This is a genomic window from Paenibacillus sp. F4 (assembly GCF_002894905.1).
GTDB lineage: Bacteria > Bacillota > Bacilli > Paenibacillales > Paenibacillaceae > Paenibacillus > Paenibacillus polymyxa_B.
Genome location: NZ_POVS01000019.1, coordinates 87766 through 104723, shown reverse-complemented (window position 1 = coordinate 104723; position 16958 = coordinate 87766). Strand labels below are relative to the sequence as shown.

Annotated in this window: 15 protein-coding genes and 1 pseudogene; 11 read left to right on the top strand and 5 right to left on the bottom strand. The window is 45.8% G+C overall.

Annotation, left to right across the window (positions count from 1 at the left end; genetic code table 11):
- Positions 1 to 49 precede the first annotated feature (49 nt).
- Together C1T21_RS22400 and C1T21_RS22395 are read left to right on the top strand one after the other, a co-directional pair.
- Complete coding sequence (locus tag C1T21_RS22400) at positions 50 to 1258, top strand: M20 family metallopeptidase (protein WP_103049805.1); 1209 nt, start codon at positions 50 to 52, stop codon at positions 1256 to 1258.
- Positions 1259 to 1479: 221 nt separating this feature from the next.
- Positions 1480 to 2706, top strand: a complete 1227-nt coding sequence (locus tag C1T21_RS22395) for an RtcB family protein (RefSeq protein ID WP_103049804.1) — start codon at positions 1480 to 1482, stop codon at positions 2704 to 2706.
- Positions 2707 to 2822: 116 nt separating this feature from the next.
- Here C1T21_RS22395 and C1T21_RS22390 read toward each other — a convergent pair whose 3' ends face one another.
- Together C1T21_RS22390 and C1T21_RS22385 are read right to left on the bottom strand one after the other, a co-directional pair.
- Complete coding sequence (locus C1T21_RS22390) at positions 2823 to 3713, bottom strand: shikimate dehydrogenase (protein WP_023987138.1); 891 nt, start codon at positions 3711 to 3713, stop codon at positions 2823 to 2825.
- A 29-nt stretch (positions 3714 to 3742) separates the two neighbouring features.
- Positions 3743 to 4933, bottom strand: coding sequence for an MFS transporter (locus C1T21_RS22385; protein ID WP_103049803.1), 1191 nt, complete (start codon positions 4931 to 4933; stop codon positions 3743 to 3745).
- 216 nt (positions 4934 to 5149) lie between these two features.
- Here C1T21_RS22385 and C1T21_RS22380 point away from each other — a divergent pair, with 216 nt between their 5' ends.
- The 3 genes from C1T21_RS22380 to aroD all read left to right on the top strand — a co-directional run bounded on the left by C1T21_RS22380 (position 5150) and on the right by aroD (position 8322).
- A complete protein-coding gene (locus C1T21_RS22380; RefSeq protein ID WP_103049802.1) occupies positions 5150 to 6061 on the top strand; it encodes a LysR family transcriptional regulator in 912 nt (303 codons plus the stop codon).
- Between the two features lie 130 nt (positions 6062 to 6191).
- Positions 6192 to 7454, top strand: coding sequence for an MFS transporter (locus C1T21_RS22375; protein ID WP_103049801.1), 1263 nt, complete (start codon positions 6192 to 6194; stop codon positions 7452 to 7454).
- A 103-nt stretch (positions 7455 to 7557) separates the two neighbouring features.
- Positions 7558 to 8322, top strand: a complete 765-nt coding sequence (aroD, locus tag C1T21_RS22370; protein WP_103049800.1) for a type I 3-dehydroquinate dehydratase — start codon at positions 7558 to 7560, stop codon at positions 8320 to 8322.
- Positions 8323 to 8425: 103 nt separating this feature from the next.
- On the opposite strand, the gene C1T21_RS22365 is transcribed toward aroD, so the two are convergent.
- Entirely contained in the window at positions 8426 to 8998 is a 573-nt protein-coding gene (locus C1T21_RS22365) for a shikimate kinase (protein WP_029517614.1), read from the bottom strand.
- 552 nt (positions 8999 to 9550) lie between these two features.
- Between C1T21_RS22365 and C1T21_RS22360 the strand changes: the two genes are divergently transcribed.
- From C1T21_RS22360 to C1T21_RS28185, 4 genes are all read left to right on the top strand, one after another.
- Positions 9551 to 10243: a pectate lyase gene (locus C1T21_RS22360; RefSeq protein WP_103049799.1), complete on the top strand. Its 693-nt coding sequence runs from the start codon at positions 9551 to 9553 to the stop codon at positions 10241 to 10243.
- A gap of 181 nt (positions 10244 to 10424) precedes the next feature.
- Positions 10425 to 11420 (top strand): aminoglycoside phosphotransferase family protein, encoded by a 996-nt coding sequence (locus C1T21_RS22355; RefSeq protein WP_103049798.1) that lies wholly within the window; start codon positions 10425 to 10427, stop codon positions 11418 to 11420.
- A 55-nt stretch (positions 11421 to 11475) separates the two neighbouring features.
- Positions 11476 to 12474 (top strand): glycosyltransferase, encoded by a 999-nt coding sequence (locus tag C1T21_RS22350; RefSeq protein ID WP_103049797.1) that lies wholly within the window; start codon positions 11476 to 11478, stop codon positions 12472 to 12474.
- Positions 12475 to 12617: 143 nt separating this feature from the next.
- On the top strand, positions 12618 to 12893 hold the full coding sequence (locus C1T21_RS28185) for a hypothetical protein (protein WP_223822152.1): 276 nt from the start codon (positions 12618 to 12620) through the stop codon (positions 12891 to 12893).
- A 62-nt stretch (positions 12894 to 12955) separates the two neighbouring features.
- Here the strand turns inward: C1T21_RS28185 and C1T21_RS28500 are convergent.
- Positions 12956 to 13156: pseudogene (locus C1T21_RS28500) on the bottom strand (DUF1036 domain-containing protein); the annotation flags it as partial.
- A gap of 195 nt (positions 13157 to 13351) precedes the next feature.
- Positions 13352 to 14560 carry an MFS transporter gene (locus tag C1T21_RS22340; protein WP_103049795.1) on the bottom strand — a complete coding sequence of 403 codons (1209 nt, stop codon included), beginning with the start codon at positions 14558 to 14560 and terminating at the stop codon, positions 13352 to 13354.
- 216 nt (positions 14561 to 14776) lie between these two features.
- On the opposite strand from C1T21_RS22340, the gene cysK reads away from it, so the two are divergent.
- Together cysK and C1T21_RS22330 are read left to right on the top strand one after the other, a co-directional pair.
- Complete coding sequence (gene cysK, locus C1T21_RS22335) at positions 14777 to 15700, top strand: cysteine synthase A (RefSeq protein WP_103049794.1); 924 nt, start codon at positions 14777 to 14779, stop codon at positions 15698 to 15700.
- A gap of 132 nt (positions 15701 to 15832) precedes the next feature.
- Positions 15833 to 16810, top strand: coding sequence for an aldo/keto reductase (locus tag C1T21_RS22330; RefSeq protein ID WP_103049793.1), 978 nt, complete (start codon positions 15833 to 15835; stop codon positions 16808 to 16810).
- The last annotated feature ends 148 nt before the right edge of the window (positions 16811 to 16958 follow it).

The window sequence follows — 16958 nt, the reverse complement described above, 5'->3', positions numbered from 1 at the left end:
GTAGGGTTGGAAGCATACTAATCTATTTTCGAAACGAGGAGAGATTGCGATGAGTACAACGAATACGGTCGATACACATAGACAGCGGATTATTAAGGAAATTGAGGAGTCTCGTCAGCTTTACACGCAAACGAGCCGGTTTATTCATGCTAATCCCGAAATCGGCAATCAAGAATTTCAAGCTTCCCAGGCACTGACGGGTATTTTGGAGCAAGCGGGGTTTGAGGTAACTCGTAATGTAGCGGGACACGAAACCGGATTTGTTGCCCGTAAGGCTTCTGCTAGACCAGGTCCGAAAATCGGATACTTGGCTGAATATGATGCATTGCCCGGTCTGGGCCATGCTTGTGGTCACAATATTATCGGAACCGCAAGCACGGCAGCAGCCATCGCCTTGGCGCAGGTGATCGACGAAACGGGAGGTGAGGTGTATGTGTTCGGTACACCAGCGGAAGAAGGCGGTCCTAATGGCAGTGCAAAAGGCAGCTTCGTGAAGCACGGGCTGTTCGAAGGGATAGATGCTGCACTGATGGTTCATCCATCCGGTGTGACCCGGCTGACCTCACCAAGTCTGGCAGTTGATCCGCTAGATTTTCATTTTTACGGCAAAGCGGCTCATGCCGCAGGATCACCAGAGCAGGGAATCAATGCGCTCGATGCGGTGCTGCAGTTGTTCAGCGGTATCAATGCTTTGCGTCAGCAACTGCCGACCGATGTGCGTATTCATGGCATCATTACGCACGGAGGAGACGCGCCCAATATCATTCCGGACTATGCGTCGGCACGCTTTTTCATTCGGGCAAGTACTTGGCAGCGCACAGAGGAGGTTTCCACGAAAGTTCGCCATATCGCAGATGCTGCTGCTTTGGCAACAGGAGCCACTGTGAAAATCGAACGTTTTCAAAATGAAGTGCGTGATTTCATTCTGAACGATACCCTGGATGAGGTAGTAGGTCGTGAACTGGAAGCGCTGGGAGAACAGCTGGATCATGGCCCTCGTGCCGGACTGGGTTCGACGGATGCGGGAAATGTGAGTCATGTTATCCCGACTGCACATGCTTACATTAAGATCGGTCCGGATGATCTCATCGCTCATACGGTGGAATTCAGAGAAGCGGCTGGCTCTGAGAAGGGTGAGGAAGCCTTAGTGACTGGAGCCAAAGCGTTAGCCTTGTCAGGCTTGGAGCTACTGGTGAATGAAACACTACTGGTTGCGGTGAAGGAAGATTTTAAGCGTACGCATTCAGCGGCACAGTAAGCCAAGTCCTCACATGGCGTAGCAGAGCCGTCTAATACGAGTGTTATAGTTGAAGAGGATATCCTACAGTCTGTTTGGCTGCATGGATATCCTTTTTCATTTTCTTAGGGGATACCTACTATGTACTTGTAATACTTACGCCCTGTTCGGAAGCTGGTAAAACGTACATAATGCAATTACAAGTTTAAACATGGAGTGACTTACAGGAGGATGAAACGACGATGACTTATCAAGAAATCAATGGAGTACGAGTATGGGGTGCACCTGATCCAGGGGCATTATCTCAAGCTCGTACATGTACCGAAAACGGTAATGTGATTCAGGCGCTGCTTATGGCAGATCATCATAAAGGATACAGTCAGCCGATTGGCGGTGTGATGGTGTATGACGGACAAATTTCGCCTTCAGGTGTCGGGTATGATATCGGCTGCGGGAATAAGGCGGTAAGAACCAAGCTGTTTGCAGCAGATATTATGCCGCGTATTTCAGCCGTGATGAATGAGATTGCACGTCACATTTCGTTTGGCGTAGGTCGTGTGAATGCGATTCAGGTAGACCATGAGCTGTTCGATGACCCGGATTGGGCAGTATATGCGGCGATTGGGAAACAAGAACATGACAAACTGAAGTCCTTGGCGAGGGAACAGCTGGGTACAGTAGGGAGTGGTAATCATTTTGTTGATGTATTTGTGGAGGAAGCGACAGGACAGGTCTGGATTGCCAATCATTTCGGCAGTCGGGGCTTTGGACACAAAACAGCAAGTGGGTTTCTAAACTTGGCCGCTGGACGAGAGTTTCTCGGAAAGGCGCCGGGAGAGCATATGGATCAACCGCCTGTGCTGCTGGATATGAGCAGTGAGTTGGGGGACATGTACTACCGTGCGATGCGTCTTGCCGGACGATATGCGTATGCGGGACGTGACTATGTGATAGAACAAGTGCTTGGTATTATGGGGACCGAAGCGGACTTTACTGTGCATAACCACCATAATTACGCATGGAAAGAACAACATGATGGGCGTGACACCATTGTGGTCCGTAAAGGCGCCACTCCCTCGGCACCTGGCCAGATGGGCTTTATTGGAGGAAGCATGGGCGATATTTCGGTGATTGTACGCGGAAAAGATACGGTAGAAAATCGGGATTCCTACTATAGTACAGTCCATGGCGCAGGTCGTATTATGAGTCGTACCCAGGCAGCCGGTAAAATGAATTGGAAAACCCGCACACGGAGTGGTGGACAAATCACGGACGTACAGATGAAGGAGGCCGTTCGGAACTATGGTGTCGAGCTGCGCGGAGCCGGTACAGATGAAAGCCCGTTTGTCTACCGTAAACTGCGCGAGGTACTGGATGCTCATTCCGAGACCGTGGAAGTTATGCATGAACTGAAGCCTATTGGGGTATGCATGGCTGGGGCCAATGAATTTGACCCTTATAAGGATTAATACAAAGACTATGCCCGGCAGAAGTGTTCATTCGCCGAGCATAGTCTTTTGAGTATATGCATGAGTATATAATAGAAGGAATTCATTGCTTGATGCGTTTGTTAGTAGCTTTATGTTTACAGCTTGTCAGCAAAAAGCTGTTCTTTAATATAAGCGACTGGCATTTCTTGGCCTGTCCACAGTTCGAAGGCAAGTGCGCCCTGCCACAGCATCATGCCCAGACCGTTAATGGCGGTTGCACCTACGGATTCGGCTTGCTCCATCAACTTGGATTTAGCTGGGCTGTACACTACATCGGTTACGATCAGGTCGGAACGAAGCATGGACACATCTTCAATCACACTTTTGCCTTCCAGCGGTTTCATACCAACACCTGTACCGTTAGCGAGAATATGACTTGTGCGGATCTCTTCACGTAGCTGTTCTTGATTTTCCAATGGATAGATATTCGCCTTGACTTGGGTGTGTTTCATATCTTCATTAATAATACGGACATTCTCTTCTGCACGAGCAAAGAACTGATCGTTACGGGCAAAGATTGAAATTTCAGCCAGACCAGCTTGAGCCGCTTCAATAGCAATCGGTGTAGCTGCGCCGCCAGAGCCGACAAGTGTCATTTTCTTACCTTTTAGGTCAATGCCGTGTTCACGCAAGTTACGAACATAACCAGATCCATCTGTACTGTAGCCTTTCAGTTTACCATCTGTGTTTACGACGGTGTTGACGGCACCTGTAAATTTAGCACTGTCGTCCAGCTCGTCAAGGTACTGCAATATAGCTGTTTTGTTAGGCATGGACACGTTATAACCGCGTATGTTCAGAGCGCGCATTCCCCGTACCACTTCTTCAAGTTGTTCATTTCCTACTTCAAAGGCCATATACGCGTTATTTAGACCCAGCTTTTCAAACGCAAGATTATGCATAGCCGGGGACAAAGAGTGTCCGATTGGTGTAGCAAGCAGTCCGATTAATTGTGTTCTTCCGTCAATACGTCCAGCATTTTTCATAATATAAGCCTCCAAGTAATCTGTGTGGTTTAATAAAACACTTTTTTATATCGATAAGCAACAAACACGGCCAGCAAAATACTGACTACAGCAATCGCAATATCCAGAATGAATACCGAGGTAATTCCCAAACTTTTGGACATGCCCCCGGTAGCCAAAGGCATCAGGATGAACGAAAGACTGGCTGCTATGTTCACGAGAGAAGTCGTTGTTCCTTTGTTTTTGCGGAAAAATTCCGTCATAACCGTGAGGGCAATTTGGAATATGCCTGCGGTGGACAAGCCGATCAGGAATGAACTGATTAAAGTAGCGACAGGATTGTGCCATGTAATTAAAGCCAGCAAAGAAAGCAGAGCAATAAGCGGATATACAATCATGACGGTAATCGGTTTAATGAATCTACCAAGTACCACAGCTAACAGAATAACGGAAACCAATGAACCTATACTATAGTAGCTCAACAGTTTAATGGCACTGGCTTTGTCCATGCCAAGGGCCTCTTGTCCAAAGGTAGGAAGCCATAGCTGCACGATCATGAACAATACAGTAGAAGTAAAACCGATAATAATTAGAGATAAACCTTCTTGCCAAAACTTAGGCTCGCTGCGAAAAGTATCGGTGGATTGGGCAGCCTCGTTTGAAGCCTTTTGTTCCTCAGCTTTGTGGTTGGGGAAAGCTGTTATCGACAAGAAGATACCGTTCAGCAGATAAATCCCTGCTGGAATAAAGAAGGAATATCCGTAGAACATGTCGTGATTAATAAAGAATGCAATCATGAACGGAATCACAATGGCACCGATCGAGATGGATGCTTTGACCAGCACTGTTGCAGATCCGGCTTTTTTTCCGAAGCCTTCAATTAGTGCAGGATACGTTCCCGCATCCATCATAGAGTTGCAAAGCCCTGCGATAATGGCAAACACGAATGCCAACGTATAGTTGGGGGCAAGTGGAATGCCGATCAGGAAGATTAAATAAGCAAATGATGCAATAACAATGAGTGGTTTTCTTCCGTATTTGTCTGACATTTTTCCGGCTACCCCGAGAGCGAGCAGCTTACCGATCCCAATCGCGGACACCAGATAGCCGATGGCTGCTTTATCCGTGTTCAATTGAACGGTCAGGAAGCTCATATTCGACGATAGAATAACATTGATCATACCCAGAAGAAAATAGTTGATGTAAAGCCCTGCTGCCATTCTGATATAAGGATTTTTCATAAGTGTAACTCCCAACTTAAATTTTAGATCAATGGCCTAGGTAGGCATCGTCCAGCGGTATTACATTACGCCTACAGATAAGTGAAATTATTCACATTCTTTCTATGTCATTATTATATAAGGAGTGTTATTATAAATCCAATGCATATTTTTATCGTTTTTCATAGTTTGGGTCTATAATTTAAAATATGAATTAAAGAAGGAGAGTACATCATTATGAACCTGAAGCACTTACAATATTTTCGTGTACTTGCAGAGATGGAGCATTTTACCCAGGCAGCTGTGCGGCTATGTATTACTCAACCCAGTTTAAGTCATGCGATTTCAGAATTAGAAAAAGATTTGGGAGTTCATCTGTTCGAGAAGCAGGGGAGAAATATTCGGTTAAACAAATACGGACGATTTTTCCTGAAGTATGTGGAGCATGCGATGGATGAATTAGAAAAGGGAGAGCACAATTTACGGGAGTTAGTGAGTCCAAGCCATGGAAATATAGATTTGGCGTTCATTTACACGTTAGGCTCACATTTCATTCCAGCAATTATTCAAGCCTTTTCAGCTCTGGATGCCCGTAAAGATATCTCCTTTTCGTTTCACCAAGGGAATACGAACGATATTATCCAGGGGCTGAAGCAGGAACATTATGATGTGGCGTTCTGCTCTCACATGGAAAATGAACCGGATGTGGAGTTTATTCCGTTGGCTCAGCAGGAACTGGTTGTCATTGTTTCGCCTGATCATCCACTGGCGTCTCTAAACCAAATTGATCTCAAGGATACAGCCGATTATCCGGTGATCTTCTTCAACAAAAAGAGTGGGGTCCGGCCCATTATTGAAAATTTGTTCGCCAAAGCGGGTGTTACGCCACAGATTATTTGCGAGATTGAAGAGGATACAGCAATGGCAGGATTGGTGTCTGTCAATTACGGAATTGGGGTTATGCCTCGAATTTCATCGTTAGATTATTTTAACGTCAAAACATTGCCTATTGTAAATCCAGAATACGAGCGTTTTATCTACCTAGCCAGCATCAAAAATAGATATTTATCCCCGGCAGTAGTGGACTTTCGGAACTTTGCACTAAGTTACGGCAAGGAGTTCTATCTGAAAACGCATCAGCGCGTCTAGGGTGAGGTCCCGCAATATTTAAACTTGATAAATCTTAAAATGTGTTCTATACTTCATCATCGACACAGGTAATGTGAAATGATTCACATTTTTAATACTACAAGACTTACTTACAAAAGCAGGTGAATTCATGATGAAACGTTCTTCTTTTCCAGTGGCGACCGGCCTTTATGTAAACTATCTTTTGTTCGGCATGTTTAATATTATGCTAGCGTCCCACATGTCTTTTTTAACAGAGCATTTGCATACAGATCAGGCGGGCATCAGTCTCTTGGTTTCTGCGATGGGATTTGGCAGGCTGTTTACGTTGTACATATCCGGGGTGCTCTCCGACCGTTATGGTCGTAAGCCGTTTATTGTGGTAGCAGGGCTACTGATGGCTGTATTCTTGGTCGGTATACCGCTGAGTCCTAGCTTTGAGATGGCGATCGTACTGGCTGTGCTGGCAGGTGTAGCGAATTCTTTTCTTGATTCAGGTACTTATCCAGCGCTGATCGAAGCTTTCCCCCAATCCTCTGGTTCGGCTACAGTGTTGGTAAGAGGTTTTATATCCATCGGGGCGGCATTTTTGCCGTTAATGATTATCTTTTTTATGAATCACGACATTTTCTACGGGTTCTCTTTCTTTTTACCAGCCCTCATATTTGCTTTGAATGCAATCTACTTGTTCAGAATGAAGTTTCCAGACATGCGGGTTCAGTCACCCAAGGAGCCAGTTGGTGATACTTCTGTATCGAGCGTTGAGCAAGCGGGAAAATTGGAGGCAAATGATCGGAGTAAGCCGCGGTTTTGGCAGGAGGGGCTATGCCTTATCTTGCTCGGATTTACGGGACCTACCTTGCTTTATATTGTTCAATTATGGTTGCCTACTTTTGGACAACAGTTTATCGGTATGACCGAATCAGAGTCTCTCAGATTATTAGTTTATTACAATGTCGGTTCACTGGTTTCCGTGTTTGTATTGGTAATTGTGTTAAGAAGATGGGTTAAACCTGTTCACATTATTCTTATTTATCCATGTATTTCTCTGTTGGCTTTTGGAGCGCTGCTCCTTTTCAAGTCAGGGGCTGCGGCCATTATTTGTGCGAGTGTCATTGGGTTTTCAATATCGGGTGTACTTCAGCTGACGTTAACCGTAATGAGTGAATTTTTTAGTCAACGAAAAGGACAGATTACCGGGTTTGTTTATACAGCAACCTCGCTGTCATACACGATCATTCCTGTGTTTACAGGCTTTCTTTTGAAACATTCTCAGATATCCAGTGTTTTTATGCTAGCTATTATTGTGAATGTGCTAGGGATCGCACTGGCGGTGTTTGTTAATTTTCGGTACAGTTTAGTTTTTCCAGCAAGTCGCAAATTGTCCCCTAAAATTGTACTTGAACCCAAATAAATGACGACTGGACCTAATCATCTGCATGCTTATTCAGAATGCGTTATACTATGAATTATTGTACATGTTCGACTTGAAACTGTAATTTGGGAGTGAGATAGAGATGGCAAAAATCGTAAAGGTGAAAGATGTTCTGATCGGTGAAGGAGCGCCAAAAATTTGTGTGCCCATGGTGGGAGAAACGTTGGAGCAGTTGAAGGAAGAAGCTACCCATTTGCGTACGCTCGACCTGGATATCGTGGAGTGGAGAGTCGATTTTTTCGAGCATGTGGAGGATTTGGAAAAGGTGAAAGCTGCCTTACATGAAATTCGGTCTATTTTAGCAAATGTTCCGCTCGTATTTACGTTCCGTAGCGCTCGGGAAGGCGGAGAAAAGGAAATTAGCGCGGCGAGTTATGTGGAATTGAACCGTACAGTAGCCGAAACGGGGCAAGTCGAACTTATTGATGTAGAGCTTTTTAATGAGGAAGCTGATGTGAAGACGCTGGTAGAAGCAGCACATAAGCATAACGTGTATGTGATTATATCTAATCATGATTTTCATAAGACGCCGTCGAAGGAGGAGATTGTGTCCCGGTTACGCAAGGCGCAGGAATTGGGAGGCGATCTGCCTAAGATAGCAGTGATGCCGACCAATACAGCCGATGTACTCACTTTGCTGGATGCCACACGTACCATGGCAGAAGAGCATGCAGATCGGCCGATTATTACGATGTCGATGGCGGGGAAAGGTGTCGTGAGCCGCCTGACCGGAGAACTGTTTGGTTCGGCTCTGACCTTTGGTGCTGCTAAGAAAGCTTCCGCTCCGGGGCAGATTCCTGTCACTGAACTGAGAGAGATATTGACGGTGCTGCATAGCCATTCTTAAAAGACGGATGGCATTACTCGCCAGTCAGTAATATATCCGTAGTGAACCAAAAAGGAGGGCCTCATGCGGTAAGCATGCTGGAGCCCTCCTTTTTGTGTAACTCTTAATTCAATCCCCGAGTAGGTTCATACAATTCCCAACCTAGATTCAGCGTTTGAATAATATAGTCTGCGACTTCTTCCGCATCCAACTGATCCGTATCGATCTTGGAGTGATTCACCGCGTAAATGTCCTGTCTGGAACGGAAGAGATCCTCAATTTCTCCTAAAGTCTTGTTTTGTAGATTGGGACGGGTGTCAATCAGCATCTTGAGCCGATCTTTCCAGGAATCCCAATTTAAATCCAAGAAGAAAACAATCGATGAAGCCAAACAAGCTTGCTTCACCTCTTCCTGTAAAAATGCACCACCGCCAACGGAAATGATTTTAAGGCGTGTGTTGCTGCACAGCTTCAAAATATGCTCTTTTTCAATCTCACGGAAACGCTTCTCTCCATAAGTTTTGAAAATCTCTGTTGTTGGCATGTTGTATTCTTGTTCAATCTCCTGGTCAATATCCACGAAATCGCGATACAGCTTGCGCGCTAGATGGGAACCGATCGTTGTTTTACCTACACCCATAAAGCCGATGAGCACAATATTTTGTTCTTTTAATGGAATCTCACTATTGTTTTGCACGATAACCACTCTTTTCTCACCAGTAATGTTGAGATGTGACGCTTCAAAGCACTAAATACATTATACGTTCATCAAACGTGTCATTCAATAGTATAGACTACATCAAAATGAGGTATAGAACGAAATAAGGTTCTGATTACCATTGTAGTGACATAGAGCACGCATACGAGACTAGATACTCAGCGATTTGATGCGCAAATTGTCAAAAAATAAACTTGTACAAGTATAAAAGAGGCAATATTGTGTACTTAATTGAAAAAAAAGGACATATTTTGGCGGGAAATATATTGAAATTACTGGAAGTATGATTATAATAGAGTTATGCAAATTGTAAATGTAATCGCTCTATTTACAATTTGTGCTTATATTATTTATGAGACAAAATTATTTTGAACCAAAAACCAAGTATACATATGCAAATAGTTTAATAATGCTTTATAGACATGTATCGGTCAATGGGTTCATTGTGCGAAGGTGGTGATACGGTCTACGCGTTCTAGTCAACGAAGAATTGGAACAATAAAAAAATATCTACGAGAGGGATGAATTGAAATGAAAACAAACACAGCTAAAGCATTGAAAAAGGGAATCAGTATCGCATTATCAGGAATGTTGGTCGCTTTATTTGTCGGCAATTATTCTGCACATGCAGCTCCAGAAGTCGTTCATAAGACCATACTTGTTAAAGCTGGAGAAGTATACGATGGTAAAGGCAAGACTGTAGTGGCTGATCCCGATACCTTGGGAGACGGAAGCCAGAAAGAGGCCCAAAAGCCTATTTTCAAGCTTGAAAATAATGCAACTTTGAAAAATGTGATCATCGCTGCCCCTGCTGCAGATGGTGTGCATGTATATGGCAACGGAACTATTTCCAACGTAACGTGGGAGGATGTAGGTGAAGATGCCTTGACGCTTAAAGAACCAGGCACGGTAAACATTACGGGCGGTGGAGCGTTCCATGCGTACGATAAAGTATTCCAAATTAATGCAGAAGGCACGATTAACATTAAAAACTTTAGAGCCGATGATATCGGAAAGCTGGTTCGCCAACTTGGGGGCTCTACATTCAGAGTGAATATGACTTTGGATAACTCGGATATTTCCAATGTAAAGGACTCGATCCTGAGATCGGATGGTCCTAACAGCAAAGCTAAAATTACGAACACTCGTTATCACAATGTGAAACAATTGTTCAAAGGCTTTAAGTCTGGTAATACGAGCGAGTCCGGCAATACTCAATATTAATCGGAGAGTAGGATAGGAGTACGGATATGAAAAGGGGCTGTCCAACAGGTCGTGTGGATCTGATTGGACAAGTCCCTTTTTTGGTACGTCGAGTTACCCCAAGATGATCTGGGCTTCGTTCGGAACGAGGACTGTGATATGATCGTGCTATTACATTTTATACACAAAAAGTTGGGTGGCTATGAATCCTTTTCATCAATATGTGAATGTTGACGGCACCTTGAATGATACGCTGGTGCGGAATCGTGAAATTTTATATACAGGTACGAATGGTCGGCATGTGGAACGTTTTTACGTGTCTTCCTCTGAAAGTTATATATTCAAACCGCTAACCAACGATGATCAGGAGGGGCGGGAGAGATGGGTGTATGAGCATGTGCTTCCTGCGTTATCACCGATCTATCCCCGATTGCTAGCCTGGTCTGATGCAGGTACGGATGGCGGAGGAGAATGGATGATTTTTGAGGATCTTGGTCCGTTACATCATCTACACGCAGACGAAACTTTATTGCGAGCTATTGGACTTGTTGCATGGTGGCATGCTTTGCCGACGGATCGTTTTGCTGGGATGCCGCTGCGGGGACCGAAGCCACTCATTCAGGAGATGGTTTCCGAGCTATACACGCGCAAGCTGGATGTGTTAAAGCTTTGCAGCTCTCTGGGTTTATCTAAGCAACAGATGCAGCGTATATATGTACAGCTGGAGCATGTATCTTTTTCACAGCAGCTAGTACTGTCTCATGGTGACCTTCATCCGGGGAACTATGCGCTGAGCGGGGAACGACTTATGGTACTGGATTGGGAGCATGCTCATCTGAACACACCGCTGTGGGATGTATATCACCTGATCGACATGTCCCATCCGTTGTTTCCCCGACACATGACGTCCGAATTGCGTATTCGTATACTGGACACATACGTGGAGCAGCTGGAGCTGTTGGGGATAAGGGTGGATCGAACGGCATTTATGCTGGAATATGGCATGTTTGCGGTAGTATTTTCGCTCTGGATGCTGTTGTTAATCACAAGTGATTTGCAAAGGATTGGAACGGACCTGCATAGAAACGGTGACAAATGGTCAAAAGAGCAATTAGAGTCCCAGTTGGATGAAACGTTAGCCTGTTTAAACCAATGTGCAGCGATGATGGATTGGGGACAAGCCCAACAATGTAGATAGTAGCTTAAGACATAGACTGTATTTAGTTAGCCAAAGAAGGTGGGAAAATAAATTTATGAAAAAAGTCGGTTTAGTCATGAGAAAAATACAATTTGCTGAAGCTCAGGGTCCTCGTATTTTTGCAGAGCGTCTGAAGCAGATCGGGTTGGAATTGGGGGTGGACATCGTATTTGTATCACCGGAGCGCCATGTGAGCAGCCATGACTGGCTTCCGGGCTATGAGCACGAAAAGGGCGACCTGGTCAACTATGACATCGTATTGGACCAACTCCATGAGCAGCAGATTGAGCACGTTATTTATACGGTATCTGGCTTTACCTATTTGAACATGTTTTTTAAAAACAGCGTGCTTTTTCCGCATAGTTTTCCTGATCCGGCGCTTACAGGCTATGAGATGATGAAGCCTTTTTATCAGATCGTGGACACGGCTATCGTACAGACTGCCTTTCTCAAGCATGAGATGGCTTCGAAGTTTGGCGTAACCGATGTGACGGTCATCCCGATCGGATTTAATGAGCGGCTGGTGGAAAAGCATTTTGATCCCTCACAAGTGGTAGAGAACCGGGTGATGTGGATTGGTAGAGATGAGGAGAACCGACGTCCGGATTTGGTGCTGGAGTATGCGAGGCATAATCCTGACAAGGATGTCTATATGGTATTTGGCGGTGAACGCTACAAGGAAAGTATGAAGAAGTACGATATCCCGGACAATGTTAAACTTCAATTTGCGTTGACGCAAGATGAGGTCTTTGCACTGATGAACACGGCGAAGGTGTATTGGAGCTGCTCCAAATTCGATACGTTCGCGATGCCACTGACCGAAGCGCTCGCTATGGGTAAAATCGTCGTGAAGCCAGAGCATCCTTGCTATGGACATATCAGCTCTACGCATTCTTTTTCAGGGAATGAGAAAAACTGGTTCGAGCTGGTCAATATGGCTGCCGCCTCACCGCGCCGGGTTTCTACAGAAAATCAGGCATATGCTATGGAACAGTTTTCGAGTCAGGTGATGAAGCAGGGCTATCGGGACTTTTTTGATCATTGGTTAAGCTGAACGGCGAGGCGAAATACTGTGGTTGCAACAAGCGTCTGAGTATCCAGAGTGAAATAAAAATAACCCGCAAGGGGGTCACTTTTTTTAAAAAATGTCCATCTTGCGGGTTACGGTTCATTGTGTTTTTTCAAAGGGGCTTTGTAGTGTTTGCAACCAGGTTGCGCCTTTTATTGGTGAATTCTTTGACTTATCGTTTGGACTTTACTGGAACTGGGGTTCCTTTTTTAAAGCGAACCGGTCTTCTCGGAATTCTGTTAATGCCGGAGTCCTCCGATTTGGAAGGTAACGCCGTACGAGTTGTCTTTGATGCCGGTTTGCTTTTACTTGTACTGGTGACGAACTCGAGAGTAAAATTGACTATAGAATCGCCAATGGGTAGTCTACGCAGTCCCAATCGTCTGGATGATCCGCTGCTGTAGCTCCAACACCAGTGAAAACTACGGCTAGTATTTCTCGGAAGCCGTGTGCGGTACGTACCACTCCATGTATTTCCGGAGTGATCTTCAGCATAATAATAGAATGTAGTTCCTCCTACGGACCCGCTCCATACTTCTCTCGTATCATCAGGTTCTATCCGATACCAGCCTATTTTAGCATAACTAATAGGATGGCAGTCGGAATTAGGATAAGCATAGGCAACATAGATCGTGTTACTCGTGCTGTTAGTAAAATAAAGGCTCATCATACACACTTCTTTCCTCATAAATTGGTATTGCAATGTCATACTATGAGGAATTTAGAAGAAGAGAGTGGACAATATCTCTCAATCTATGAAAAATGAACCATTCGTTTACTTCCAACCTGCTGTTTTTAGAGATATGCCGCCATTCATTGCTCTCCGGTTAATAGCTGACACTGCCCAACAAACTGAACGATTCTATGACTGTATCTCAGCTATCGCTTCAGTATGAGCCGTCTTGCGATCCACAATGTAGCTAACTAACATAAGTAGCAGACCGCCGACAGTAATTAGCGATGCAACCCATGGAATAGCGGCTAGCCCCATTTGATTAATAACGACTCCCCCGATAAAAGCGCCGCCTGCGTTACCCAGATTCAATGCGGAATGGCTGGAGGTAGAGGCAAGCAAAGGAGCCTCATAGGCCAGATTCATGATGCGAACCTGAATACCCGGCATGATGCCGAACGCAGCAATGCCCCAGATAAAGACTGTGATGACGGCCAATACCTGGCTTTGAAGCGTAAATGTCAGAATGGCCAAAATAATAGCCAGTACAGCATAGTTTGTGATCAGGGATGGAAGTAGTTTCCAATCTGCGAGCTTGCCGCCAACGATGTTACCGATCGTTACCCCTAGACCAAACAGGACAAGAATCCAGGTAATGCTATGCTCGGCAAAGCCACTAATATCCGTAAGCAAAGGCGTAATGTACGTAAAGACAGTGAACAGGCTACCACAACCGACTGCACCTGTGAGCAGCATCAGCAGCACTTTTGGATTAAACAGGCTTTTGACTTCTTGTTTGAGACTGGAAGGCTTGTCCTGATGAATCACCGGAATGTAACGAATGATACCGAAGAGAGAAATCAAACCGATGACCACAATGGCTCCAAAGGAAGCACGCCAGCCGAGTTGTTGTCCGATAAAGGTCCCAAAGGGCACACCAATAATGTTCGCCACGGTCAAACCGGTCAGCACCATAGAAATGGCACCCGCGCGCTTGTCAGGACGAACCAGTCGGGCAGCGATCAGGGAACCGGCTCCCAAAAAGGTTCCGTGCGATAATGCAGTAGCCATACGGGCCGCAATCAGAAATTCGTAATTGGGAGCAATGACGGAAAAAAGATTGCCTAAAATGAATATGGTCATGAGTAGGCATAGCAGCTTTTTCTGCGGAACCTTATGGGTTAATACAGTAAGTACAGGCGCACCAATGGCTACACCAAGCGCGTAACTGGTGATTAACTGCCCGGCTTGCGGAATCGTAACATGAAGATCATGGGCTACATTGGGCAGTAGTCCCATAATGACGAATTCGGTCATGCCGATGGCGAAGGCACCAAGGGTCAACCATAGCAAGGAGGGGGGAAAGCGATTTGCTGTCATATTTTCTTGATTACTCATAAGTGTCTTGTATCCTCCTGGAAAAATAGTAATGCGAGTATATCATTACAGGCGATATCTGGCGACCCATTTTGCAAGAATTTTACATACTAAGTTGATGAGTTTTATGTAATTTACAAAAGCGACAGGTAGGAAGGAGCCAAGTATGTTATTTTGGTAGTATGATATTAAGATCGTAAATGACGCTGTAAGGAACGATCTAAGGAGGATACAACGATGGCACCTAAAGTGGTACATAGTATTACAGATTTAATAGGAGATACACCTTGTGTAAGACTCCAACGGCTCACAGGGCCGCAGGATGCGGAAGTGTATGTGAAGCTGGAGTATTTTAATCCAAGCGGCAGTGTTAAAGATCGGGCGGCGGGCAACCTGATTGCCGAGGCGGAAAAGGCAGGACATCTAAAGCCGGGAGGCACCATTATTGAGCCGACGAGTGGCAACACGGGAATTGGTCTTGCGATGAATGCGGCAGCCCGAGGTTACCGTGCAATTTTGGTGATGCCCTCGAATATGACGAAGGAACGGATCAATATTTTGAAAGCCTACGGGGCTGAGGTCGTACTGACACCAGCGGAAGAACGGATGCCAGGAGCGATTCGCAAGGCACTCGAATTGGGGGCTGAAATTAAAGGGAGCTTTATCCCGCATCAATTTGAAAATGAGGCCAATCCCGATATCCACCGTACGACGACGGCACTGGAAATTTTGGAACAGACGGAAGGGAAGCTGGATGTGTTCGTCGCTTCTTCGGGAACGGGCGGTACCATTACGGGAACAGGTGAAGTGCTACGTCAGCATTTGCCGGATCTGCGGATTGTTGTAGTTGAGCCGAAGGGCTCGCCAGTGCTATCTGGAGGAAAACCCGGTCCACATAAGCTGGTTGGCACCAGTCCAGGCTTTGTTCCCACCGTGCTGAATACGGAAGTGTATGACGAAATCGTGCAGGTTTCCGATGAGGATGCGATTGCAATGACACGAGCGATTGCTGCCCAGGAAGGGATTCTGGTTGGTCCCTCTAGCGGAGCTACGATATGGACGGCGATTCAGGAAGCGCGGCGTTTGGGAGCAGGCAAACGGGTACTTTGCATTGCCCCGGATACCGGAGAACGTTATCTGAGCATGGGGATATTCGGATAAAAAGATGTGGATGGGGACCAAAGTGATACACGACCGTAAGTAAGTGGTAAAATAGGTGTGTGATAGCGGTTCCACGAACTATTCATATGTGGATGAAGCAGGGAATATTTTGAGGGTTGAAGGAGGAGCAGCATGAAGATTATGCCTTTACAGAAACGTGGAATCTCCGATAGTCGGCTGGCGCTCGGTTGTATGCCTTTTGGTGGAGAATGGAGCCATGCACCGTTTACGCAGGAGCATGTCGTTGAAGCGGAAAGAGCTGTAGAAGCTGCACAATCCATTGGGATTACGATGTTCGATCATGCGGATATCTATCGTATGGGGAAAGCGGAAGAGATTTTCGGCCGGATTTTAAAGGGACAGCCGGGCTTGCGTGAACAAATCGTAATTCAGTCCAAATGCGGCATTTTTCTGCCAGATGGTACGCTCCCGGGCCGTTTTGATTTCTCATATGCTCATATTTTGGAGTCCGTGGATGGTATCCTGAACCGTCTGGGTACGGAATATTTGGACATCCTGCTGCTGCATCGCCCCGATCCGCTGGTAGAGCCGGAAGAAGTAGCGAAGGCGTTCAGTGAGCTTAAAGCATCCGGCAAAGTAAGGCATTTCGGCGTTTCCAATATGAATGTAAGCCAAATTCGGTTTCTGGAACGGAGCCTAACGGAGCCGCTGATCGCTAATCAGCTGGAAATGAGCCTGGCCCATCTGCATTTTGTAGATCAGACAGTACATGTGAACCAGCAGGCAGGGACAAATGTACATTTTGGCGAAGGTTTGATGGAATATTGCCAAACCGAGGATATTCAGCTCCAAGCCTGGGGACCGCTGGCGCAGGGACGTTTTAGCGGAGGTTCTTTGGAAGGGCAGCCTGAGCATGTCGTTAAGACGGCAGAACTGGTGCAGAAGCTAGCTTCTGAAAAGGAAACGACACGTGAAGCGATCGTCCTTGGCTGGCTTATGAAACATCCGGCACGGATTCAGCCTGTCATTGGCAGCGCCAATCCTGAACGAATCAAGGCATGTCAGGATGCGGAACGCCAGAGCGAGCTGATGACCCGTGAGGAATGGTATGAATTGTATGTCAGTGCGCGCGGACAAGCCTTGCCGTAACTGGTACTGCGGGCCCGTTTGTTACAGCAGGCGTATGTGGATGTAAGTGTATGACCTCGTTTATACGAACTGTAGTTTAAATAGGCCCTCCCTTCGTCTCATTAACAGACAGAGGGAGGGCCTATTTACATGGATGCATCTCATATTG

Excerpts from the sequence above, each read along its gene's own strand:
- C1T21_RS22330 (WP_103049793.1), top strand. The coding sequence starts at position 15,833 with ATGAAGATTATGCCTTTACAGAAACGTGGAATCTCCGATAGTCGGCTG.
- C1T21_RS22360 (WP_103049799.1), top strand. The coding sequence starts at position 9,551 with ATGAAAACAAACACAGCTAAAGCATTGAAAAAGGGAATCAGTATCGCA.
- C1T21_RS22355 (WP_103049798.1), top strand. The coding sequence starts at position 10,425 with ATGAATCCTTTTCATCAATATGTGAATGTTGACGGCACCTTGAATGAT.
- C1T21_RS22375 (WP_103049801.1), top strand. The coding sequence starts at position 6,192 with ATGATGAAACGTTCTTCTTTTCCAGTGGCGACCGGCCTTTATGTAAAC.
- C1T21_RS22380 (WP_103049802.1), top strand. The coding sequence starts at position 5,150 with ATGAACCTGAAGCACTTACAATATTTTCGTGTACTTGCAGAGATGGAG.
- C1T21_RS22390 (WP_023987138.1), bottom strand. The coding sequence starts at position 3,713 with ATGAAAAATGCTGGACGTATTGACGGAAGAACACAATTAATCGGACTG.
- C1T21_RS22385 (WP_103049803.1), bottom strand. The coding sequence starts at position 4,933 with ATGAAAAATCCTTATATCAGAATGGCAGCAGGGCTTTACATCAACTAT.
- C1T21_RS22340 (WP_103049795.1), bottom strand. The coding sequence starts at position 14,560 with ATGAGTAATCAAGAAAATATGACAGCAAATCGCTTTCCCCCCTCCTTG.
- C1T21_RS22395 (WP_103049804.1), top strand. The coding sequence starts at position 1,480 with ATGACTTATCAAGAAATCAATGGAGTACGAGTATGGGGTGCACCTGAT.
- aroD (WP_103049800.1), top strand. The coding sequence starts at position 7,558 with ATGGCAAAAATCGTAAAGGTGAAAGATGTTCTGATCGGTGAAGGAGCG.
- C1T21_RS22400 (WP_103049805.1), top strand. The coding sequence starts at position 50 with ATGAGTACAACGAATACGGTCGATACACATAGACAGCGGATTATTAAG.
- C1T21_RS22350 (WP_103049797.1), top strand. The coding sequence starts at position 11,476 with ATGAAAAAAGTCGGTTTAGTCATGAGAAAAATACAATTTGCTGAAGCT.
- cysK (WP_103049794.1), top strand. The coding sequence starts at position 14,777 with ATGGCACCTAAAGTGGTACATAGTATTACAGATTTAATAGGAGATACA.